General features: G+C 45.9%; 21 protein-coding genes and 1 tRNA gene. 12 read left to right on the top strand and 10 right to left on the bottom strand.

What is annotated here, in order from left to right; genetic code table 11:
• Positions 1 to 760: 760 nt before the first annotated feature.
• Together QUA45_RS10560 and QUA45_RS10555 are read left to right on the top strand one after the other, a co-directional pair.
• Positions 761 to 1,531: a hypothetical protein gene (locus QUA45_RS10560; protein ID WP_333100427.1), complete on the top strand. Its 771-nt coding sequence runs from the start codon at positions 761 to 763 to the stop codon at positions 1,529 to 1,531.
• Positions 1,532 to 1,897: 366 nt separating this feature from the next.
• The gene (locus QUA45_RS10555) at positions 1,898 to 2,344 is read left to right on the top strand and encodes a hypothetical protein (RefSeq protein WP_333100425.1); all 447 of its coding nucleotides are present in this window, start codon (positions 1,898 to 1,900) and stop codon (positions 2,342 to 2,344) included.
• 225 nt (positions 2,345 to 2,569) lie between these two features.
• On the opposite strand, the gene QUA45_RS10550 is transcribed toward QUA45_RS10555, so the two are convergent.
• Both QUA45_RS10550 and QUA45_RS10545 read right to left on the bottom strand, forming a co-directional pair.
• Positions 2,570 to 3,124 carry a cyclic nucleotide-binding domain-containing protein gene (locus tag QUA45_RS10550; protein WP_333100424.1) on the bottom strand — a complete coding sequence of 185 codons (555 nt, stop codon included), beginning with the start codon at positions 3,122 to 3,124 and terminating at the stop codon, positions 2,570 to 2,572.
• A 328-nt stretch (positions 3,125 to 3,452) separates the two neighbouring features.
• Positions 3,453 to 4,445 carry a DUF1517 domain-containing protein gene (locus QUA45_RS10545; protein ID WP_333100423.1) on the bottom strand — a complete coding sequence of 331 codons (993 nt, stop codon included), beginning with the start codon at positions 4,443 to 4,445 and terminating at the stop codon, positions 3,453 to 3,455.
• Positions 4,446 to 4,884: 439 nt separating this feature from the next.
• Here QUA45_RS10545 and hemB point away from each other — a divergent pair, with 439 nt between their 5' ends.
• Entirely contained in the window at positions 4,885 to 5,868 is a 984-nt protein-coding gene (gene hemB / locus QUA45_RS10540; RefSeq protein ID WP_333068624.1) for a porphobilinogen synthase, read from the top strand.
• A gap of 513 nt (positions 5,869 to 6,381) precedes the next feature.
• Entirely contained in the window at positions 6,382 to 6,870 is a 489-nt protein-coding gene (locus tag QUA45_RS10535) for a GNAT family N-acetyltransferase (protein ID WP_333100422.1), read from the top strand.
• A gap of 180 nt (positions 6,871 to 7,050) precedes the next feature.
• On the opposite strand, the gene QUA45_RS10530 is transcribed toward QUA45_RS10535, so the two are convergent.
• The 8 genes from QUA45_RS10530 to QUA45_RS10495 all read right to left on the bottom strand — a co-directional run bounded on the left by QUA45_RS10530 (position 7,051) and on the right by QUA45_RS10495 (position 13,183).
• Positions 7,051 to 7,986 (bottom strand): HAMP domain-containing sensor histidine kinase, encoded by a 936-nt coding sequence (locus QUA45_RS10530; protein WP_333100421.1) that lies wholly within the window; start codon positions 7,984 to 7,986, stop codon positions 7,051 to 7,053.
• A 25-nt stretch (positions 7,987 to 8,011) separates the two neighbouring features.
• Entirely contained in the window at positions 8,012 to 8,605 is a 594-nt protein-coding gene (locus QUA45_RS10525) for an L-threonylcarbamoyladenylate synthase (RefSeq protein ID WP_333220617.1), read from the bottom strand.
• Positions 8,606 to 8,611: 6 nt separating this feature from the next.
• The gene (locus tag QUA45_RS10520) at positions 8,612 to 9,349 is read right to left on the bottom strand and encodes a YcxB family protein (protein WP_445305302.1); all 738 of its coding nucleotides are present in this window, start codon (positions 9,347 to 9,349) and stop codon (positions 8,612 to 8,614) included.
• A 637-nt stretch (positions 9,350 to 9,986) separates the two neighbouring features.
• Positions 9,987 to 10,967 (bottom strand): HemK/PrmC family methyltransferase, encoded by a 981-nt coding sequence (locus tag QUA45_RS10515; protein WP_333100418.1) that lies wholly within the window; start codon positions 10,965 to 10,967, stop codon positions 9,987 to 9,989.
• A 113-nt stretch (positions 10,968 to 11,080) separates the two neighbouring features.
• Positions 11,081 to 11,917 carry a Tic22 family protein gene (locus QUA45_RS10510; RefSeq protein ID WP_333220615.1) on the bottom strand — a complete coding sequence of 279 codons (837 nt, stop codon included), beginning with the start codon at positions 11,915 to 11,917 and terminating at the stop codon, positions 11,081 to 11,083.
• A gap of 164 nt (positions 11,918 to 12,081) precedes the next feature.
• Positions 12,082 to 12,155 (bottom strand) — tRNA-Pro (locus QUA45_RS10505).
• A gap of 270 nt (positions 12,156 to 12,425) precedes the next feature.
• The gene (locus QUA45_RS10500; protein WP_333100416.1) at positions 12,426 to 12,647 is read right to left on the bottom strand and encodes a hypothetical protein; all 222 of its coding nucleotides are present in this window, start codon (positions 12,645 to 12,647) and stop codon (positions 12,426 to 12,428) included.
• A complete protein-coding gene (locus QUA45_RS10495; RefSeq protein WP_172187348.1) occupies positions 12,632 to 13,183 on the bottom strand; it encodes a GNAT family N-acetyltransferase in 552 nt (183 codons plus the stop codon). The genes QUA45_RS10500 and QUA45_RS10495 overlap by 16 nt, the downstream gene beginning before the upstream one ends.
• Positions 13,184 to 13,426: 243 nt before the next feature.
• On the opposite strand from QUA45_RS10495, the gene QUA45_RS10490 reads away from it, so the two are divergent.
• The 8 genes from QUA45_RS10490 (at position 13,427) to QUA45_RS10455 (ending at position 22,626) form a co-directional block, all read left to right on the top strand.
• Entirely contained in the window at positions 13,427 to 13,606 is a 180-nt protein-coding gene (locus tag QUA45_RS10490; protein ID WP_333220613.1) for a hypothetical protein, read from the top strand.
• 85 nt (positions 13,607 to 13,691) lie between these two features.
• Complete coding sequence (locus tag QUA45_RS10485) at positions 13,692 to 14,417, top strand: hypothetical protein (protein ID WP_006631881.1); 726 nt, start codon at positions 13,692 to 13,694, stop codon at positions 14,415 to 14,417.
• Between the two features lie 1,070 nt (positions 14,418 to 15,487).
• Positions 15,488 to 16,357, top strand: a complete 870-nt coding sequence (locus tag QUA45_RS10480; RefSeq protein WP_333100413.1) for an alpha/beta hydrolase — start codon at positions 15,488 to 15,490, stop codon at positions 16,355 to 16,357.
• 361 nt (positions 16,358 to 16,718) lie between these two features.
• The gene (gene hrcA, locus QUA45_RS10475; RefSeq protein WP_445243266.1) at positions 16,719 to 17,861 is read left to right on the top strand and encodes a heat-inducible transcriptional repressor HrcA; all 1,143 of its coding nucleotides are present in this window, start codon (positions 16,719 to 16,721) and stop codon (positions 17,859 to 17,861) included.
• An 834-nt stretch (positions 17,862 to 18,695) separates the two neighbouring features.
• Entirely contained in the window at positions 18,696 to 20,288 is a 1,593-nt protein-coding gene (gene metG / locus QUA45_RS10470) for a methionine--tRNA ligase (protein ID WP_333220612.1), read from the top strand.
• Positions 20,289 to 20,393: 105 nt separating this feature from the next.
• Positions 20,394 to 20,999: a LabA-like NYN domain-containing protein gene (locus QUA45_RS10465; RefSeq protein ID WP_006631885.1), complete on the top strand. Its 606-nt coding sequence runs from the start codon at positions 20,394 to 20,396 to the stop codon at positions 20,997 to 20,999.
• A gap of 183 nt (positions 21,000 to 21,182) precedes the next feature.
• Positions 21,183 to 22,379 (top strand): LPS export ABC transporter periplasmic protein LptC, encoded by a 1,197-nt coding sequence (gene lptC / locus QUA45_RS10460; RefSeq protein ID WP_333100410.1) that lies wholly within the window; start codon positions 21,183 to 21,185, stop codon positions 22,377 to 22,379.
• Positions 22,380 to 22,464: 85 nt separating this feature from the next.
• Positions 22,465 to 22,626: a hypothetical protein gene (locus QUA45_RS10455; protein WP_333100409.1), complete on the top strand. Its 162-nt coding sequence runs from the start codon at positions 22,465 to 22,467 to the stop codon at positions 22,624 to 22,626.
• The last annotated feature ends 189 nt before the right edge of the window (positions 22,627 to 22,815 follow it).

The raw sequence follows: 22,815 nt of genomic DNA, 5'->3' as shown, positions 1-22,815 counted from the left end.
GGTGATTTAGCAGCTCTGGAAAAGAAAAATGGAAGAGGGGAGCGTTTTGAGATTCCTGCTTTTCTAGCACCGTGTAACGCCGTTAGCGATACGAGTTCAAAAGATTAATGCAACGGTAGACAAGCTGCAAACCCATACACAATAAGCTATTGCCATCTCACATCTCAAATAAATCTCAAATGGTATGAGTTGGGGAGAAAGTGACTTCATTCCGATCGCGAAGTAGACAAACTGCGAAAAACATAAGTATGTCATTGCCAGTGGAATGAAGCAATCCCAGAGGTTGTGATTCGTTTACATTTTGTTACATTTTTAAGTTTTTTCGTGTCGCTCTACTTAACCCGGAATGACTAATTATTGAAGACTTACGCACTCCCAAAAAACAAACCGTTTCCTTTAAGCCTTATGTATGGGTTAAAGCCGATTTATTTTCCTGAAACAAACCAGGAGTCGAGAAATCCGGGTGTCTCAGAGTATTACTATTCACTAACAAACTGAGTTTAATAGGACGATTACTTAACTGTCACAGCTTATTCCTCCACACCTAAAAAAACTACCCACAATCAACATAACATTTCACGATTGAGGTAGAGCAAGTATTTGTGGGCAAAAGCCCGGCTTGTAGCAACCTTTGAGCCGCACTATTACTCATAACTTAGAAACCGGGATTAATAGGACGATTACTTAACTGTCACAGCTTATTCCTCTATACCGAAATAAGCTACCCAAAATCAAAACAACATTCCACCAAGGCATCGCTATGTATTACACTTTCGCAGGTTTTGGTGCCGTCACAGGCATATTTTTGCTGCTAGTTTTTGCCATTCTCCAATGGCTGCACGTCCCTGCCGGCAGTTTTATTGATTGGGTAATTGCCATTGCTATTTTTGAATGGCTGTTGCTGATAGTTACAGTTCCCTGGAATATTCATTTTGAAGCAAAAGAAGTTTTAGCGCAAGCCGCAGAATCGACTAAAAAAAACATTGCTGTCGATCGGGAACAAGTCAAATACGTTACTGTATTAGTTAGCCGATCGCTCTTTGCGGCGATCGCACTTCACCTGTTTAGCGCGATCGCACTTTACGCCCTAGCCGCCACCGGAATTAGTGCTATTGGCTATCTCAGTTCCGGTGCTGCACTGCTGTTAACTGTACTGCGTCCAGCTATCCGAGGTTATCAATATTTAGCCCAACGGCTGACAACTATCCGCAGCCAATTTTTGTACCCCCGCGAAGATATTGTCGAACTCCGCAGCCGCTTTGCAGGGTTAGAATCTACAGTTAGAGACTTGACCAATCAATTAAGTTCAGACAATCCGAATTCGTGGGTGGCTGTCCAAAATCGGGAACAGGAAGCTATCAGAAGAGAATTAACTACGGTATCCGCATCTCTACAATCTTTGCAAGCGACAAATCAGGCAGAACACACTAAGCTCAGAAGAGATGCAGAAAGTGCGATCGCCCAACTCACCGATGACGGACAATTTCTCAACCACGTCCGCGAAATTATCCGCTTCTTTAAAGAATCGTAAACTCAGATGATTTTAGATTAAAGAATTGAATAATTGGGAATGACTGATGACTATCTGGCTTGAGAGCTGGCCTACCGTAAAACTCTGGCTCTAAACTGCTATCATTAGTCATTAGTCCAATTCCCAATCCTCAACATCCACTTGTCAATTACCTATCTTTAGATGGATGACAAATAGTCACAGGTAGTTAAAATTTTAATAAAAACCGAAATTTATCACTCTTCAGGAAGACTCAATTAAGGGATTTTCCCTAACAGCAATTTTTCGTAAACTATAACCAAAGATAGTTTGTGAATGAGCTAGCTTTGACCTAGTATTTAAATATAGCGCAAAGACCTTTTTGAAAAGATAACCCAGGAATAAATCATGACTAATCGCCAACCAATACCCCCCAAAGAAGAAGTTAGCAAATCAACACCGGCAGACGAACAAATCGAAGCCAATATGGAAGCACCCCACTACGACAGGGGCATTACTCCTGCGGAGACAGCAGCACGGCAAGAACGGGAAGGCGCTAACTTTATGCACACCACCACCGAAGGGAAGCAGAAAAGTGCCAAAACTGATGACCAAACCGATGACGAAAGCATTCACACCACAGATGGTTATACAGTAGACAAAGAAGGTCTCGTTAACAATTACGCGATCGAACCGGAAATGTACATCAACGAACCGGGCGATTTGAGAGCAAAAGAAGAAGCTGAAGCCGCAGAACGCGCTCGAATTCTAGCAGAAGTTAAAGATAAAAAAGGCGAGGAAGGAAAACTGACAACGGATGCAGACACCCGTGGCAAAGGGCCGGGCATTATCTAGATTGTGTGGTTGGTAGTTGCGTTTCAGCGCGCGAAATTGCAACTGCAAACCCAAGGGGCAGGTTTTTATAGTTCCGGCACTTATAGATCGATATTTCCGGTACAGCCCGCCCCTATTTTGTTTTGCATATCGGTTTTTTGAGTTGAGAGGTTACATCATACATCTCTCAATTACCGTATCAATCGGCCAGTTTTCACAGCCTGCTCAAAAACGCCTTAAAATTCCTCAAGCTTTAACATTTTCCCTAAGCCAATTAAACTTAGCCTCAGCTAGCGCCAAATTTTCCAGAACGTTAGGATTGATATCCTCTCGTTCAAATTCTGGTTGATCTAATTCAATATTGCGACCGTATTCTATATGTCTGATCGTACCGCGCATCCTGTCTGCCAGACACAGTGAAATTCCATAATAAAACCGGGAAGCAAAGCCCATATCCTGTTGAAGTTTGATTACTAACTGTCGCCGGGGAATTGCCAGCAAGTGAGTTTCTTCCATTGCCTTCACCGTTGCCAAAGGAGGGCGAGCATCAATGAAAGAGACTTCTCCCACAAGTTCTCCGCTGGCTATTTTAGCTAGTTCTCTAGTCCGTTCAGCCTCGATCAAAACGCTCAAACTCCCCTTCAAAACAATGTAGAGCGCATCTATCTGTCTCCCTTCATGGATTAAAATCCCGCCCGGATCGAGAACTTCCTTTTTGCCTTTTTGGACGATCCAGTTGATATCGTCATTATTTAACTGGCTCAAAATAAAAAGTGCTTTTTTTCTGCTGCTGTCGGCCATAAGTTTTCGCTCTCGATCGCTTCTTCTTTCATATAAAATTTAGATGGCACGCGATCGCCACTTCTTCCGAAGCAGTCCTCGCTCAATACAGTTTTTTATCCTGCCTAACTTCTTTGCAAAACCCCTATGAGGTAGGCTTGGCCCATAGCAGATGAATCACGCTGAATCATAATCTCTAAATACTAGCATTTGTTAAACAATCTTCTTTAACTCGATCGGCCTCCCCAACATCCCGCCAAATGCCCTCTCCAAAGCCATCGGGTTCGTCCACACAGCTTTGGTACGGGATGGGGCGCGACAGACAATGCTCCGCGCCCAGTCTTGCTCACTAAATCGATCGCAAATCAGGATAGCCGGCCAACATATCGTCCGCGGTCAGAGTGTCCCCGCTGGCTTGAGGAGTCCACAGCACCTCAACCGCCAGCAACTGCTCGCTCGATACTCCCCCAATCTGGCGCAAAGCTTGGCGCAAATCTTCAGAATTTTTCACGGCTGGCAATTGCAATTTACCTTGAGAACCGACAATCACCGTCACCACAATATATTCTCCGGGATCTGAATTCAAATCAGAAGCAACCAGCGCACCATTTTCCTGCAAACCAGGCAGGATCTTGCTGCTCCCTGCTTGTCGGAGCTGGTTGTTATAATTCGAGAGCGTTTCTTCAGTAAATTTGCTGCGTTCTGCCAAAGAAAATTGATTAAACTTAGCTTCGGCTGCTTCTAAGCGAGTTTGCACAGATTCAGCGCCCGCGTAAGCCCAGTATTCAGGATGCCGCAGCAGCGCCAGGGTAGATTCTTGCAGCACTTGAGCGCGACCCGTAGCGGTATCGGTATCCGCTTTTAGCGCTAGGGCGTCGAGTTCGGCTTGCAAACCGCGGGCCTCTGCTAGCAAACCGACTTGCAAGCGGGCGACAGATACGGTGGTAGTAGGGGCGCTGTTGCCGAGTTCGTCAGTTCCACCCCCGGCGCGGCGGAAGCTTTGGACGAGGAAATTAGCAATCGAGATAAAAATCAAAATCGAGAACAGGCCGCCAAACCCGCCCCCAAAGCCAAAAAACGGCAGCAAGAACGGGAAACCGAAGCCGCCGCCAAACCCGCCACCATAGCCGCCGGGGTAGTAGCCTCCTCCCGACGGCGCGTAAGTGCGACTAGGAGACGAGTAACTGCGCGCCGGAGCACTAAAAGATCCGCCGCCGATGCGTCCTCCGCTGCGGGCCGCCAGAGCTCCATCAGCGTTACCGAGGGCTAGCGTCAGTACCAGACCGATCGCAAATAGTGATTTCAAAAGCGGTTTGATCTTTGAAATTAGTTGCTTGTACATAAGACCGTTACTATTCGATACATTTATAATTTACCGTCTATCCTCGCTTCTGGGCAGCCTGGTTATAGGTATGAAGCCAGCGAGATATCCGTACCAACCGATCCAACCACAGTTAGGCCTGAGTTTGCAAACGAGAAAAGCTGTAAAGAACTTGCATTCCTTACTAATTCATTCTTGCACCATTCTCAAGAGCCGGCTTTCGGGCCTGTTCCACAAAGACTGAATTTCCTGTGGCGATTACGGGTTGGGATATTCTAGCCCGCCCATAAAATGGTTATTGACAATAGTGCAACATCTCAGTTACTACAAACAATCGACCTCCTGGCTTTTACAGAACTTTACTTAAGTACAGGTCGATCGGCCAACAAGAAGCTTTAGACTTTTAAATAAACGCCGCCAGTCCTAGAAAGCAGGACTTAATCTACCGTAAACAAACATAATGTTTCCAACTCACCGCCCCCGCCGCCTCCGCAACCATCCCCAACTCCGCCGGATGGTACGGGAAAATATCTTGACAACCAGCGATTTAATTTACCCCTTATTTGCCGTACCGGGGGAAGCTTTTGCTAAAGAAGTCACATCGATGCCCGGAGTTTACCAGCTATCGGTAGATAAAATAGTAGAAGAAGCAAAAGAAGTCTACGACCTAGGCATTCCGGCTATTATTTTATTCGGCATTCCCGCAGATAAAGACACAGATGCTACAGGTGCTTGGCACGACTGCGGCATCGTCCAACAAGCGACGGAAGCAGTTAAAAAAGCCGTACCAGATTTAATCGTCATGGTCGATACTTGTCTGTGCGAATATACCAGTCACGGTCACTGCGGCTATTTGGAAGTCGGAGATTTAAGCGGCCGCGTCTTGAACGATCCCACCCTAGAATTGCTCAAGAAAACCGCAGTTGCTCAAGCTAAAGCCGGTGCAGATATTATCGCACCATCGGGAATGATGGACGGTTTTGTCGGAGCAATTCGTGAAGGATTGGACTCCGCTGGATTTGAAGATATTCCCATCATGTCTTACGCGGCAAAATACGCCTCAGCTTATTATGGCCCGTTCCGGGATGCTGCAGATTCTGCTCCGCAATTTGGCGATCGGCGCACCTATCAAATGGACCCCGGAAACGGTCGCGAAGCTCTCAAAGAAATTGCTCTCGACATTGCCGAAGGCGCAGATATGCTCATGGTTAAACCGGCTTTAGCTTACATGGACATCATTTGGCGCGTGAAGGAAGCAACTAATCTGCCAGTTGCTGCTTACAACGTTTCTGGGGAATATGCGATGGTGAAAGCCGCCGCCCTCAACGGTTGGATAGATGAAGAAAGAGTAGTGATGGAAACTTTGACAGGATTCAAGCGTGCTGGTACTGATTTGATTTTGACTTATCACGCCAAAGACGCCGCCCGCTGGCTGCAAAACTGATTCACTCGATTAGAGATTAGAGATTAAATAATTGACTCCACAGCACAATCTTCGGGTGTTTTCGTGGAGTCAATACCTCTCTCGATAGATGATTTTTGAGCAATTAGGCAACACACTAGCTATGGCTTACGCTGACCGATAAACGACGCCTCGAAACCGGGTTTTTACAGTTTGGGTGGGCTGTAAGGAAATAGACGTGAGAAAAAACCCGGTTTCTCTGTAGACAAACTCCAAACCCCCTAAAAAATCAGTCATTCCCCATCTAAAATATCTAATCTAAAATCTCAAATCGTATGAGTTATAAGTGGGGAATTTTGACTCAAAGACTTTTTTACAAAATTCACCCCAAAAAGTATTAATAATCACCGAAATTAGTTAGAAAATATGTATAACTAAAAATAGTTTTGTAAATCGGGAATTAAATCATTGATTGTTCCCAAGCAAAATCAACTTTCACTCCTGTAAAACAGTAAAAGTAACACACTTTAGATACCACTTGAAGGCAGATTGAGCATGACATCAACGACTAGGGATTCCAGTCACATTCAATTTTGTATAGGTCGCGATCGCGCAGACATCGTACAGATCCAAGAACTATTTAAAGCCGCCGCCTTTTGGGCGAGGGAACGCAAGATAGAAGATTGGGAAATTGCGATCGCCAACAGCGAACCCGTGGTTACAGTTTGGGACGGCTCACGGGCGATCGGCTTTGCCAGAGCCACCTCAGATGGGATCTATCGAGCTACCATCTGGGATGTCGCCATTCACCCGGATTACCAAGGTGCAGGACTCGGCCGTAAATTAGTGCAAACCGTCTTGAGTCACCCTCGGATGTGCCGAGTAGAGCGAGTTTACCTGATGACAACTTACAAACAAAGCTTCTACGAGCGCATCGGTTTTCAGAAAAACGCTAGCACCACCATGGTACTTGAAAATCAGCTTCTAGAAGAGAATCTCGAATTAGAAATTAGCAACGGCGAATTGCTAACTGCTAATTGTTAAATAAGCAGAAAACTTGCATCCAAATTGCCTCAAAATTTCTTAAATGTAGGGTGCGCAGCGCGCACCTTACTCCCGATAAATAATTTCCCTCTTCCTTCCTTCTTCACTCTTTCATCTTGACGCTTGACTTCTTCCCTCCATCCCTCAATCCGTTAAACAATCCATTCCCTTCTTCGTTCTTCACGAATTTGCCAAAGGAATAGAACACTGAGTTCGGTTAAAATTGCACTCTTCGGACTCAGAAGGCACGGCCAGAACCTCCAACTTGCCGCTCATCAAACTTAAAAGAGTCTGATTCATCAATAACCTCATTCCTGAAGACACCTGAGAATTATCGCTGCTCTTGGTAACATCACACTCCAAATCGTGCTTCAGCAAATCCCAAGACTCGCTCCAAGCACTCACTGAACGCTGATCGTCCACCCAAATGTGAACGTACCCAGATTCCGGTGAAGCGTGGGCAGACACAGAAATACTCCCCTCCTCCATCTGAGCAACAGCAGTATCTACCAAATTTACTAAAACTTGTCTAAACCTCGGCAAATCTGCCAATACATAAATCCCCGGATCGGGTGGCAATATCTCCAAACGAATGCCGCGATTAGCAGCTTGCAAGTAAGTTAAATCATCAACCTCGTCAAAAACTTTAGCTAACTGAATCGGCTCAATATCCATCCTTTCAGTGCCGTGTTCAGTTTTAGCAACAGAGATAATTTCATCTATTAATTTCACCAACTTGAGTGCCGCGGCGTGAGCTTGCTCGACAAACTCTCGTTCCTCAGCAGGATCGTCGCACAAATCCGAGAGAATTAATTGCAGCGTACCAATCATAGTGCTCAGGGGCGATCGCAACTCGTGAGAAGTTCGAGCCAAAAAACCAGCCTTAAATTGGCTCATCTCCGATGCCATCTGATAAGCCAATTGAGTTTGCTTAAGTTGCTCGGAAAGGGCATCAAACTTCTCTAAGTGAATTTCTTGAGGAGGAGGTGCCACTTTGGGAGCAGGCTCGGGCTGTTGCGAGCTTTTTTGCCGCAGGCGCCAAATCAAACTGCTTCCCAAACCCAGCCCCAGTCCCATACCTAAATATATAAAGTCGCTCCAGCCGATCGGCGCCATATTGCTTTGCCTTGGAGTTTAGCTTTTAGCATTCTAACTCGATAGTGCCTTGTCGCAAGATTTCCCAATCGCTGCCAGTCCATTTAGCCACAGTCGAAGGCAAACTCGAAGCTGTCGTCGCTGTTGCTAATTCAGAAGGAACTAATGTCAAGACTTCCGGAAACTGAGCCTCAATTTCTGCCACCGATTCCAGAGGCGGCTGGCCGGATACATTAGCACTGGTAGTAGCCAAAGGGCCTGTCTGCTCTAGAATCTTGAGCGCAAGGGGAAAGTTAGGAACTCGTACTCCGATTGTAGTCGGATCGATGGGATTCATGGCCGCCGGGACTTTTGGCGAAGCCGGCAGCACCAAAGTTAACGCCCCCGGCCAATAGGATTCGGCTACTTGCTGCCACAATTTTAACTCTGCTGGGCTTCCCTGCACGTAAGGCCACAAAGCCCTCGCCGATGCTGCCATCAAAATCAGCGGTTTGTCTTGACTGCGGCGTTTAGCTGCAAAAATCAACTCCGAGCGATCGGGACGCGCAGCCAAAGCGGGTACAGTATCTGTAGGAAAACTGACGATATGATTACCAGAAATTGCCCCTTGAATCAAGGAGTCGATCGAAACTTGCGCCATTCGATTTTAGATTTTAGATTTTAGATTGAGGAATTGCGCCTGCATTTTCTTGAAATAATTATAGCCGCTTTTCCCGATATTGTTGTGTAGCAATTCTCGGAAATCTGACAATTGCTCTTCACCGCTGAATGCACGCTTGGGAACTATAAAGTACGATTTTCTTGACATCGGATAGAGAGACGGTACAGGATAAATCAATAATAAATTTTGGGTTTCAATAAAGACTTTAAAAGCTTCCCATTTAAAGTTTCCTTCCCAACTCGGAGTTTTAAGTGCCAGCCGCTCTCCTATCACTTCCACAGTCGTAGGTTCCCCCCAGTTCATCTCCATCAAGCCCCTAGGCATCTCTATGTTTATGTCGCGGGGGTTCACCAAAAAAATATCTACAATTTTAGCCAATAAGACTAGCAGGGCTACAAAAACAACGCCCACCACTAACAAGTAGATTTCTTTGAATATAATTGATATCACAATAAAGGAGACTCCTATTAGTAATTCCCTTTTAACGAATTTTCTATTAAGAGATTTTGAGGTTTGTTCTGTATCCCCATCAAGAGCTTCCATGGAATCTTGAAAATTCAGTTGAAACTCAAAATTTCTGGCTTGCATATCAACAACGTGAGGAACTGGCGGAATATTGCTGTATAGCAATTCTCTAAACCCTTGAAGCTGCTCTTGATTAAATGATTTTTTTGGAAAAAAATGCGGTATGTTGGAAAACTCGTCAAAATAGATAACGAACAAACTTTTTGTCTCTAACCAGTGCGAGTAAAATAGCCACTTGAGTTTGAGGCTAATCTTTGCAGTTTCTAACTCCAGTCCACATTCAGTCATTTTTAGAGTAACAAGTTCGTGCCAAATATTAGTTTTCTGTCTCCAGGGAGAGAGTAAATGAAGTCCCAAAAATTGAAATAGCCAATGAAGAAGTTGTAAAATTGCCCATATTAACAAAAAAGGTCCAACTGAAATTCCCGGTTCGATGCCAAATTTTATCGTCGGAAAGAAAAGCATATACCAAAAGAAAAACCGATTGAAGGAGCTGATATTGCACCACCCTAGGAACTTGACAAGAGGGAGGTAGCAGATGCCAAAACCTAGAATGAAATAACCCCAGAGGGGATGTTGGCCAGCAATAATATTGACAATTCCCCACCCCACAAGAACGACAGGAAGACTCCACAACTCGACTGTCTCGAAAGGATTCAATTTCCGGGAAATTCTATTAGCTTCTAAATATTCTTTGAAAGTAAACTGGTATTCCAACTTCACAGTGATACCTCTTGGGTGCTGAGTGCGATCGCAGTTTTTACCCCAACTATAATCTCTCAAAATCAAGCAAGTATACAGAGTTGAAAAATTCTCTCTTTGCTAGCCTTGCTTCCTACCGCCGATAGGCTAAAGCAAACCGATCAATTCCTGCTAAATCAGAAAATATCTGAACTTCACGGTAACTCCCGTGACTTTGCAGCATATCAGCTACCGCCTCAGCTTGTCCCGCCATCATCTCCACCAACCAAACTCCCCCGGATTCTAAATAATCGGGAGCCGTTTCTACCAAATGCCTGATGCAATCTAACCCGTCCAAACCGCCATCTAACGCCAAATGAGGTTCGTGCTTCAAAACTTCCGGTTGCAGAGTCAGCACGGTGCTGCTGGGAATGTAAGGCGGGTTAGAGACCATGCCACTAACGCAACCTTTAAGAAAGGTTAGCGGTTCCCACCACAAACCTTGATAAAAATTAATTCGCGATGCAAAACCCAAATTCTCAGCATTCAGTTGAGCAACTGCCAAAGCTTCCGAACTGCAATCTACTGCATAAACCCTAGCATTTGTCAACGCAGAAGCCAAGCCGATCGCGATCGCCCCGCTGCCCGTCCCCAAATCCACCCAATGCGATTTGGCAAATTCTCCCCCCCGAAGCTCCCAGAAGTTTAAATCTTCTCCCCCCCTTAGTAAGGGGGGGTTGGGGGGGGTAGATTTTTGATTAATATTTTCTGCTTCTAAACGGCTTTTAACAGCTTCTACAGCCAAATCGATCAGCAATTCCGTTTCAGAACGCGGAATTAGCACCGCCGGCGTTACTTTGAGCGAAAAATGCCGCCAATGTGCAACTCCCATTAAATACTGCACCGGCACCCGTTCCTGCAAGCGCCGCTGCCACAATTGAGCAAGTTCAGATAAAGACAACTTTAATTCTATTTTTGGCAAATCTTTAAACGACTCCAAACGCAGAGCCAACCTATCCAAACCAGCCAGCTCTTGCAACAGCCAGTCGATTTCTGCTAGGGGAATGTCATAGGTAATCGCCTCGGTTTTAGCTTGATTCATCCACTGCCAAACCTCTAAACCCGAAACTAACATAAGACTTTGGTAATAATTGCTAATTGCTAATTTCTAATCCGTAAATAGTAGGTTGAGTCGAGAAACCCAACCTACTAATCAATGACTGATAACTGATGACTGCTGGCTAAGTATTAGCGAGCCGGTCGAGCTGGAGCCGGAGAGGCTGGAGCCGGCCGAGCTGGAGCCGGAGCCACCTGTTGATTTTGGCCCGCACCAGAAGGTTGGAGCGATCGCACAAATTCCAGCGACTCCCGCGACGGAATCAAAATCATTTGGGTCAAAAACGGGTCGTTCTCAGTACGCAAAGCTTCCAAAACGCTCTCCAAGTTCACCACCTCAATCTTAATTGTGGCGGTCACGTTCGGCTGCTGCTGCTTAAAACGATCGACCATGCCCTGTAAATCCTCCTTGTTAAAAAACAAGGGAATCACCTCTTGCTGACCCCGCTGAATCGTCAAATAACCATTTTCCGCACCGCCTCTGGCCAAAAACAGAGGTACACCGTTGAACTCGTTAACTTGTTGACCAGTCTGCTGAAGTACAGTTTTAGCCGACTGCACCTGCTGCGGAGCCGGAACGAAAGCAAATTGAACTTCCTCCGGCTTGCCTTTATTTGCTTGAGTGATCTGATAAATTTCGCCCAGGGAGACCGGCATCACGCGCACCGAGGCCGCCAACTGAGGATTTCTGGTTTTCAGTTGATCGACAAAAGCTTGAGCATCTTTTTGGCTGATGAAAATTCCCGCCACGGAAGCATTACCAGTTTGACCCTGACCCTGCTTGGGAACAGAAGCGATCAGGGGCGCACCCTGAGCGTCTGTAATCGTAAATACTGGCACCGATCGCAATTTTTCCAAAATTTGCGGCTCCGGCAGTGCCAGTGCAGACATCTTGCCAATTGGGGAGGGGCTCAGCAGAGTGCTGCCGACAATTCCCAATATTGCGCCCAAACGAACTAATGATTTCATGTTTTTTCCATCAGGAGCGATCCTGAAACACATTAACGCAAAGACTGGCGACTTAACACGATCGTCAAAAACTGCCTCAATTTGTTTTCATTTTGACGAAATGTAAACATCTGAGACAGTTCTGCTTAAATCTATTCTTAAATCTATTATTTAACATTGTGCGATCGGGATGACAGGATTTGAACCTGCGACATCCTGCTCCCAAAGCAGGCGCGCTACCAAGCTGCGCTACATCCCGGTGTTATAGTTAGCTAACCTCTAACCATTAACACACAAAACCGCTTGCTTGTCAAGCTTTATTAAATATTTAGCTCTAGATGCAGCTAAGGCAAAGTTTTTTTCAGGTTGTGCGGTTTGACCCCACCCAAAAACCGATACCAGCCCCTAACTCCTATCGTGATCTGCTCACAATTTTAGACCCTAGTTCAAGCTCCCAGATTCATCTGTGGAATAAATCTCAAATAGTTTCTTCAACTGAGGGCGACTCGACTGACGGGGACTTGACGGCTCAACTGAGCGCCGATCGTCTGGAATCACTCGCCGCAGTCTCAAATCTCAAATCGACTGACAATACTTGCACAGTTTCATAACTGGTATGCTGCCGAGATACATCCACGGGTAACTGACCGCAGCGCACAGGTGCAGTTGGTGTTGGCAGCGTCAATATTGTATTGTATTTCCTCAACAAATCAACGCCGACCTGCACCTCGCTCGCTAATCTGGATACCAAAACATACCTTTGATCCCCTCTGGATCGGACATAAAGCCCAAATTGCGGTAAAAGTCCACCACTTGAGGGTCAGCAAATAAGGTAATGTTGCTGATATCTTCACTGCGGAGTTTTTTAATTATGTATTTCATCAGCGCCTTGCCCATGCCCTTGCCCTGGTAGTCGGGATGAACTACCACATCCCAAAGCGTGGCATTAAAAGCATGGTCTGAAGTCGCTCTGGCGAAACCCACCAGCCGTCGCTGGCTGCCCCGCATCTCCCACATAGAGACGACTAGGAAGCTGTGCTGAATAGCTTTTTTGACTTTACGCAGGGGACGGCGGGACCAACCCACTGCATTACAAAGTTCTTCGAGTTCGTAGAGGTCAATGTCCCGATCGCAACTGAAAAAGATGCGAGCGTTGCCGCTGGCGGGTTTGCGAAACGTTGGGGAAAGCGGATCGCCTAACCCAACAGCCACATCTTCCTCAAAATCCGCTGTTTGGGGTACAGAGGCAGACTCAGAACTACTAAATAAGTTTTTCCAAAAACCCATGCAGGCGCGGTTAAGGTAGTAGAAGTTGGACGACGAGAAAGAGAACCCGAAAGATAAATCCACTCCGATCGGCGTGGGATGAATTGCGGGTAACCTCTTGAGGAACAGTTTACGGTACACTCATCTTACGCCGAAAACAGGGATTTGTCGTCCAACATTGAGTCTGCGCTTTTTTGATTCTGTCAAGTTTGGTAGAACTGTTCTGCTAGCCAGTGCCCGGACAACCCGCTTTTAAGGTAAAATTTGTTGCCGAACCAGGACAGAGGCATTTTGGGAATTGCTTCTTTTGAGTGCCGCCGATCGCGTCGGAACTTATACCCTTGGTGGGAAATAGCACTGGAATGGCGCAACGGTGACATTCTCGTGATAAGTTCTCAGACAGATTTGACTTTTGCTTTTAGTGAGGAGACGGGCACAATTTAAGTCGAATCGTCGAATCGAAAATCCCATTGCCATAAGGCATGGAAGAGTCAATACCTCATATATCTCCCGCACCTTCTCCTCAATTATGGCTTCGGGTTTAAAACCATCTACACTAGAACTCCTCAAGCGCTTTAACCGAGCGTTTCCGCAGTTTTATGAGCAATTTGTCAGCAGCGAAATCCAGTTGCAAAACCTCAAATTAGCTTACCAGCTTTACAAAACTCGGCAAGCAGTCATCGAAATTCGAGCCGAAGGTAACAAAAGTGCCCTGCATTTTGCTTACCGGAACCAGTCTTTTCTACTGAGCGATATTTTTGGAGTGCTCGCGGCCTACGGACTGACAATTCACAGTCTGAGTCTGTACGGTCAAATTTACCCGCCCATGCTGGTATTTATCAAATTGGTCGTATCTCGCGGTGGCAAGGTATTGGCAGATAAAACAGCAGAAAACGTCTGTAGAGCCGTTCGAGAGGCCTTGGCGGGACATTTTGAGGTTGAAGAGATGTTGGCGGTGGAATTTAATTTAGACGCGGGTTTGGAAGATGTGGCAACTGAATTCTACGTCGATCCGGTTTTCCACTTGCCAGCTTTGCTGATTGAAGCAGATAATCAACCTGGACTTTTTTACAAAGTTATGTATGCCATCTGGCAAGAGGATTTGTTGGTCGTAAATGCTAATTTGCTGGTTTGGCGGGGGCGAACTCGCCTAATTCTCTACTTGTTGGGGCCCAATGAAAGTTTAATCCCCGAGTATTTGGGGCAGAAAATCGCTGAGGGGGTGCGACAAAGATTGCTGGGCGAGCGATTTTAGGGCAAGTTAGCGATGATATCTAAATAACTAGATTTCTCTAAGCAGACATTAGTTTACAGAAGTTTTCCAGTGAGATAGGGCAAAAAGATCGACACCATTACCATTGTTCGTACAAACGAGTCTAGATAGCGGTTATTATAAACACGGGAGACCCCGAAACGATGTTGTCAAGCTTTTTAAGCTTGATGGCGTACTTTATCTACAAAATAACCGCCTTAATAGAAAAGATGTGCCAAAGACATAGGGGAGTTTTACCAGCAATATAGCAATTCTTGCAGGAGTCGTAAATTTTTTACCCCACCCCAACCCACCCCGAACCCGATCTGAGTTTCTAATAAATTCACCAATGATGGAAGGATTGCTATATTGCTGACTTTTTTTAGTTCGTAAAATCAGCTTGCGGAACTACACGCAAAAGTCGTAAGTATTCGCAAAAATCCCCTAAAATTACGTATTACCTCTTTCAAAACTAGGTATAACTAAGGCTACTTAGCTATACCTAGTGATAGATTAAAGCAGTCTTGAATCATCACAATTTTTCTGGTTTAAAGTTAAATGTGGAAGGTACGAACTTAATTTTGGACTAGACTACCAAAATATTTGTAATCGAAATTGATACTGAGATTCCGAGGATTTACGATTTACAAATCGGCTAAAAATGGGAAAATTGTTGTCGAAAAAGGCGCTTCAAAAATCGCGCTGATGTATGTCATGCTTGCGAGTATCATACAGCAGACAGAAATTTGAATACTGCAAAAAACATATAACGCTGGGAGAGAAGGAATATTTATTCCAGGGCGATCGGATAAAAGGGCAAGTTAGGCCAAGATTGCCAGTGAAGTGGAGAAAAATCTTGTAGCGTTAACTTAAGACCGCGCGTTGCAGCAGGAAGTAAGAGGTAAATCGATAAAGTTGAGTCTTCTTGACTTACTTATAGCGCTTCTTGAGTAGATGAGGTAAGCAATTTCACTGAAAAAGCTTTAGAAAACAGGGTTTCGGCGTACTCTCTCTTTCTGAGAAAGGCTATACATAGGTTTACATAGGTCTTATGGAGCGGGTAGGATAAAAGTATGGCAACAATCGACATCCTAGGGGTTCGGCACGCTTACGATTTGACGGCTCCGACTGCTACTTCCCCGGTTCTGGTATTTGTCCATGGCTGGCTGTTAAGCCGCCACTACTGGCAACCTTTGACCGATCGCTTGGCATCAAACTATCAGTGCCTTACCTATGATTTACGGGGGTTTGGCGATTCTCAATCGGACGCAGGCGATGCTCGTCCATGTTCCAAACCGCTAAATTCCTGTTACACTCCCGCAGCTTACGCTCGCGATTTGGAACTTTTACTCGAAAAACTCGATATATCTTCTGCTTGGCTGGTGGGACACTCTCTGGGCGGTACGATCGCTCTATGGGGAGCCAGCCAATTGTCTGATCGTATTAAAGGTGTGGTCTGCATCAATGCAGGGGGTGGCATCTATCTTAAGGAAGAATTCGAGCGGTTTCGAGCGGTAGGCAAGCAGCTAGTAACAATGCGTCCCGCCTGGCTGCCTCGCTTGCCCTTAGCAGATTTCGTCTTTGCCCGCGATTCTGTAGCCCGCTCGATCGGAAGATCTTGGGGACGGCAGCGCTTAATAGATTTCGTGGGAGCTCATCCAGAGGCAGCTTTGGGGGCTTTGTTGGACTCGACCACAGAAGCGGAGATTCACCTCTTGCCACAAATTGTGTCCCAACTCAAGCAGCCTGTTTATTTTATTGCCGGTACTAAAGACAAAATTATGGAACCAAAATACGTGCTGCATTTGGCTAGCTTTCATTGGATGTTCCAAGGTTGCGGCGAGAATGTCCTTCAGCTTCCCGATTGTGGCCATTTGGCAATGGTGGAACAGCCGGATGCAGTGGTTAGTTACCTGCAAAATATTCTGAAACAACACACTTAAAGCGAATTGGGTCCAGGAAAGCCGACGAATCAGGCATTGGACTCAGATCCGGTTCGGGGAAACGAAGCTCCCAAATAGAAAGTTATAGCAGAAGGAAAAAGGAAGAAGGAAGAAGGCTTTAGTTGTTCTCTAGGAGAGAGGAAAGTAATTGGCCAGATGGGGAAAGTGCGATTAAGAACGTCCTAAGCGTCCGGGCGGTTGCTATACAAGTTACAAGTTAAAACATTCTTCCTTCTTGCCTGTTCCTTCTGCCTTTGCCTAAATCTGTTATCTTAAATAGATAAGTCTGCCCGCTCGCCCTCTTCGGACAGACGTTTCGATTAAATAGTGGCTTTCAACTCTAAATTCTAATTCTGCTTAAATATCTGTGCGCGTTAACCTCACCGATCGGCAACAACACATCCTTTGGGCAACGGTTCGCCACTACATAGCTACAGCGGAACCCGTTGGCTCAAAAGCTTTGGCTGACGAATTCAACCTCAGCGTCAGCCCAGCTACAATTCGCAATGCGATGGGGACTCTTGAAAAAGCTGGACTGCTTTATCAGCCCCACACTTCGGCAGGACGAGTCCCCTCTGACTCCGGCTACCGAATTTATGTAGACCAGTTGATTCAACCCTCTGATACGCTCGCCCGCAAGGTGGAACAGGTACTAGACCAACTCAATTGGTCGGATGGTCGCATGGACGCGGCACTCCGTGGCGCTGCTCAAATCCTGGCAACTATCAGCGGTTACATAGCCATGATCACCATACCGCAAACCAATATGGCTTGCTTGCGCCACTTGCAACTGGTGCAGCTAGAGCCGGGAAAGGTGATGCTGATCGTGGTGACGGATGCTTACGAAACTCAATCGGTTTTGGTGCAGTTGCCGAGGGACGCAGAAGGTAACACGCCTGATGCCGAAATCGTCGATCGCCAATTGCAGATTTTGTCGAATTTTTTGAACACCAAGTTGCGCGGACGATCGCTCTTGGAACTCTCGGCTGTAGACTGGAGCGAGTTAGACCGGGACTTTGAGCTGTACGCTGAGTGGGTGGGAACGATGCTGACTGCTTTGAGCAGCCGCCAAAGCAATCCAACCTACACGCGTATTCTAATCGGCGGTTTGGCAGAAGCGCTGCGCTTGCCTGAGTTTTCGCAGTTGCAGCAAGTTCAAACTTTGGTGCAATTGCTCGAACAAGAGCAGGAACTGCTTTGGCCTTTGATTTTTGAATCGCCTGAGTTAGACACCCCCGGCAAGCGGGTAACGGTGCGTATTGGTTCGGAAAATTCCTTAGAACCAATTCGTGGCTGTACTCTGATTTCTTCGACTTACCGCCGGGGATCGGTCCCGGTGGGTAGTGTTGGGGTTTTGGGACCGACGCGGATGGTTTACGAAAATGCGATCGCGGTGGTGGAAGCGGCAGCCGATTATTTGTCAGAAGCTATTGGTGGAAATCGAGTTAGTTTTCCTGATGGCGATCGAGGGCGATCGGATCATCCCTTGTTAGATGCACCCTAATGTGATATCCCCAAGCTTAACTGGCTTGGGGTTTGATTGTCTGTGGACGTACTCGCAACCTTTATAAACCGGGTTTTGTGACAAAAAACTTAGGCTTTTATCCCACATTCCGCACCTTGGGGTGTTACACAGCATATTTACGCAGAAAACTATATCTTTAAAGTAATAAATTATGCTTTTAAAAATTTTTTTATACGTTAATCTACGGTATTATAGTATAACTTATAGTTTTATTGCTGCATAAAAATAAGTAAAAACCGATAGTGACACTTGAGGGTGCGCAATGTGGTTTTATACTCTTTGTGGGGTAAGAAACTAAAGCTTCGCGCTTGACCAGAGAGTTTCGTAAACAACCCGGTTTCTGCGTCCATGAGCGACTCGGAAAGTGGCAGGAGTTGCGGGCGATCGACTTTCCAGCGATCGGGAGCAAGAGATGGCGATGGTGAGCGATCGCGCATTTAGAGAAAGTGGTCGCGGAGTGTTAGTCGAATGGGAGGTTTAGCAGCTTAACCGATGAGTTTTGTTGCAAACCGGGTGGGCGATCCCCCGCCCTAGGGATAGCGGCTGCGACAAATAAATTGAGGAGGCGCGAACCCCGTGATCGTCGATTCCCAAGGCAGCAGAATGTCAAAATATTAAGACATTTTAGAGAGTTCGTCAAAAACAACTAAAAAAGATTAGTGTGGAGATGAAAGCAATATTTCTTTTGGGAATAGCCCGGCTTAGACAATTGCAAATAACTTGCAGTGAATTTGGCTTGATTGCAATTCAAAAAAAAATTAACTGCTGAGTTAAGCTCGAAACTAAATTTAGGGAATTTTCTTTTAGCATTCAATGAAATCGACTGATAAAACTAAGAATACCTTTGCGATAACAACGCCTCTGTATTATGTAAACGATTTACCTCACGTTGGCAGTGCTTACACGACTATGGCTGCAGACGCCCTAGCCAGATTTGAGCGGCTGCGGGGTAAATCTGTTTTGCTGGTGACGGGGACCGACGAACACGGGCAGAAAATTCAGCGGACAGCCGAGAGTTTGGGACGATCGCCCCAAGCTCACTGCGATTCAGTGGTTCCGGCGTTTGAGGCGCTTTGGGAGCAACTCGACATCCAGTACGATCGCTTCATCCGCACAACTTCGCGGCGCCACGAGTACATTGTCAAAGAATTTTTCCAACGCGTCTGGAACTCCGGCGACATCTACTTGAACCAGCAACAAGGCTGGTACTGCGTCTCCTGTGAAGAATTTAAGGATGAAAGGGAATTGTTGCCGGGAAATCGGTGTTCCGTCCACACCAGCAAGGAAGTTGAGTGGCGCGACGAGGAAAATTACTTTTTCCGTCTCTCGCGGTATCAAGACCAACTGCTGGCATTGTACGCAGAACGTCCCGACTTCATCGCGCCGGAAAGCCGACGCAACGAAGTGCTCAGTTTCGTCAACTCTGGACTGCAAGACTTTTCGATTTCTAGAGTGAATCTCGAATGGGGTCTACCAATGCCAGTTGACCCCAGTCACAGCATCTACGTCTGGTTTGACGCTTTGCTGGGATACGTCACCGCCTTGCTAGATCCGGACAGCGACCCGCTGTTGGAGAATGCTTTATCTAAATGGTGGCCGGTTGACTTGCACTTGATCGGCAAAGATATTCTTCGCTTCCACGCAGTTTACTGGCCGGCAATGCTGATGTCAGCGGATCTGTCGGTGCCGGGCCGCGTCTTCGCACACGGGTTTTTGACCAAAGACGGCAAAAAAATGGGGAAAACGGAGGGTAATACTTTAAACCCTGTCGAATTGGTCAACAAATACGGCGCTGATGCAGTGCGTTACTATTTTCTCAAAGAAATTGAGTTCGGAGAGGACGGCGATTTTAACGAAACTCGGTTTATCAATATATTGAATGCTGAGCTAGCAAATGATTTGGGAAATTTGCTTAACCGTACCCTAAATATGGCTCGCAAATATTGCGGTGGTTGCGTACCGAATGTGTTGGGAGAAAACATTGACGGCGACAACCTTCTCAAGGCTATGAGCCTGGATTTGGGCGCTCAAGTAGCGGGTTTTTACGAAGAGTTGGCTTTTAGCAAGGCTTCCGAAGCCGTGCTTGCATTAGTGCGAGCCGGTAACAAGTTTATTGACGTGCAAGCACCTTGGAGTTTGTACAAGCAGGGACAGATCGAAAGTGTCGCACAAGTGCTATATTCTGTTCTGGAATCTGTTAGACTAGCATCTTACCTTTTATCGCCGATTATTCCAAATATCAGCAACGCTATCTATCAGCAGCTAGGTTTTTCAATTGACTTTAACGATCGAGTTACAGTTAACAGTTTAGCGAATTTTGCAGCTCATGCTGCCTGGGGCGCTTTGCCGGCAAACCAAACTCTGGGGGAACCCCAACCTGTTTTTAAGCGGCTCGAACTGCTGTAAACAGTACCTTCATAGTTGGCAGCCAGGGCTCTGGGTGTGATGACAGACTACGAATTAGCAGTTATTTCCTTACCAATCTTTCATAAAAATTGAGGCATAACAATCATGTTGAATAGAATAGAAAGCAACGATCTTTTTACGCCGGAACAGGTTCTAGAAAATAGGGGTAGAGTGGCAATTTTTATTGACGGTTCTAACCTTTTTTACGCGGCTTTGCAGCTAGGAATTGAAATTGATTACACTAAGCTGCTGTGCCGTTTAACTGCGGGCTCGCGGCTGCTGCGCTCTTTCTTCTACACGGGTGTCGATCGCACTAACGAGAAACAGCAGGGGTTTTTGCTGTGGATGCGCCGCAACGGCTACCGGGTGATTTCTAAGGATTTGGTACAGTTGCCCGATGGTTCTAAGAAGGCGAATTTGGATGTAGAAATCGCTGTGGATATGATGGCTTTAGTGGGGTCTTACGACACGGCGGTTCTGGTGAGCGGTGACGGCGATTTGGCTTATGCTGTAGATGCGGTGAGCTATCGCGGTGTGCGGGTGGAGGTGGTGAGTTTGCGATCGATGACGAGCGACAGTTTGATTAATGTAGCCGATCGCTATATCGATTTGGAAATGATTAAGGACGACATCCAAAAAACATCGCGCCCTAATTATGCTTACCGCCCTTTGTCTGGTCTGAGCTTGATGGAGGAACACGACGACAGATAGGGATTTGGTAATGGATAATGCGTAACGGGTAATGGGTGATGGTTAATGGTTTGAATAATGGAGAATTAGAAGTTAAAATTTTTAACAAAGCATGAAACTTTTTTAATTTTTGATTAAGTGTTTTTCAATACCCAATTATCAATTACCGATTCCCAATTACCGATTGCCAATTTTCAATGCCCAATGATTAATCTCACATCCCCACTTTCCCATTTCAAATCCCCAAAATGGAGGCTGCTATTTTTAGCAGCACTGCTTTTGGGGATTGATTCTTGTTCGGTTCCGCAAGAGACTCAAAAGAATAAATTAGCTGAGGATCTCCAAACTGCTCAACAGTCAAACAGCACTTTAACTTTAAACAAAGTAACTCTAGAACAAGCAAACGAAAAGGGCGAGACGTTCTGGAAAGTAAACTCGCAAAATGCCGTTTACAGCAAAGATAAAAAGATAGTTAACGTTGAGAAACCTGTAGGCAAATTGTTTCAGGACGGCAAAGAGATTTATGACATTCAGGGAGAAACCGGGCAGGTATTTCAGGAAGGAAATCAGGTTTTTCTCAAAGGTAACATAGTCGCTACAGACCTGAAAAATGGAGTGGTGTTACGCGGAAATGAGTTGGAGTGGCGACCAAAGGAGGATGTTTTAGTTGTCCGTAACAATTTGACGGGAGAGAACAAACAGGTGACGGCTTCAGCGAAGGAAGTGCGGGTTTTCAGCAGGGCTAAGAGGATGGAGTTATTCGGTTCTGTGGTGGCCAATGTTAAAGATCCGATTTTGCAATTGCGAACCGAGCACTTAGTGTGGTTTGTGGGGCAACAAAAGGTAAACAGCGACAAACCCACTCAAATAGACAGATACAAAGATAAAATAGTAACAGACAGCGGTTTTGCCGACCAAGTAGATGTAGACTTAAAGACCAAAATTGCGACGCTGACAAAAAATGCTCAGTTGATGCCATCAGACCCACCGCTGCAAATAGAAAGTAGTTTGATGAGTTGGAATTTTCCCGCGCAATATGTGATATCGCCCGGGCCTGTGAAGGTTTTGCACCGCGTGGAAAAGGTGACGATGACTGGCGATACGGGGCGCGGAGATTTAGAGAAAAAAATATTTTATTTGACGGGCAATGTGGTAGGAATTGGGGAAAAACGTCAAGCTCAATTAAATACCGATCGAGTAACGTGGTATTTAACTAACCAGACTTTCGACGCGGAAGGAAATGTGGTTTACAAGCAACTAAATCCGGTGTTTAATTTGACTGGGCCGAGGGCAGCGGGAGAGCTGAAAAATCAAACTGTGATTGTCAAAGGCGACGGTGGCGGTGGCCAAGTGGTTACGGAATTTGTACCGGACGAGTATAAGGGAAATTTGGGACAGTAGAGGGAGTTGCAACTGCAGATGTTGGCAGATGAACGCAGGGGAAAGCGGATATAATTAAGATTGGATTTAGTAAGGGGCGGTTGGGATGACAACAACTTTAGAAAAGTTAGAAGGACTCGATGAATCTATCTTAATTGATGGGTTCAGTTGTAGAGAGTTTAAGGCTGTTGAAAAGTTGCTCTCGCGTTCCGGGGTGAGACTGCAGTTTTTAGATAGGGTATTTGAGATTAAGCTGTTCAGCATCTAAAACGCATATTGTACTATAGCAATCCTGGCGGGGTGACAACCCCGCCGCAACCCAGATAGAGAGAGGTGTTAACCGACTTGTGGTAAAAAAAGATAGGTCAGAAGAAGGTTCCCAACGACCTATCAAAAAATATGCTACCCCTATTTTATCAGACACATCTCCAACAACACTTAACTCGCGCTCAGTTTT

This window comes from Microcoleus sp. Pol12A5 (assembly GCF_036701435.1).
Classification (GTDB): domain Bacteria; phylum Cyanobacteriota; class Cyanobacteriia; order Cyanobacteriales; family Microcoleaceae; genus Microcoleus.
Note: the sequence above shows the minus strand (reverse complement) of the source record. Positions and strands in the feature narration are given on the sequence as shown.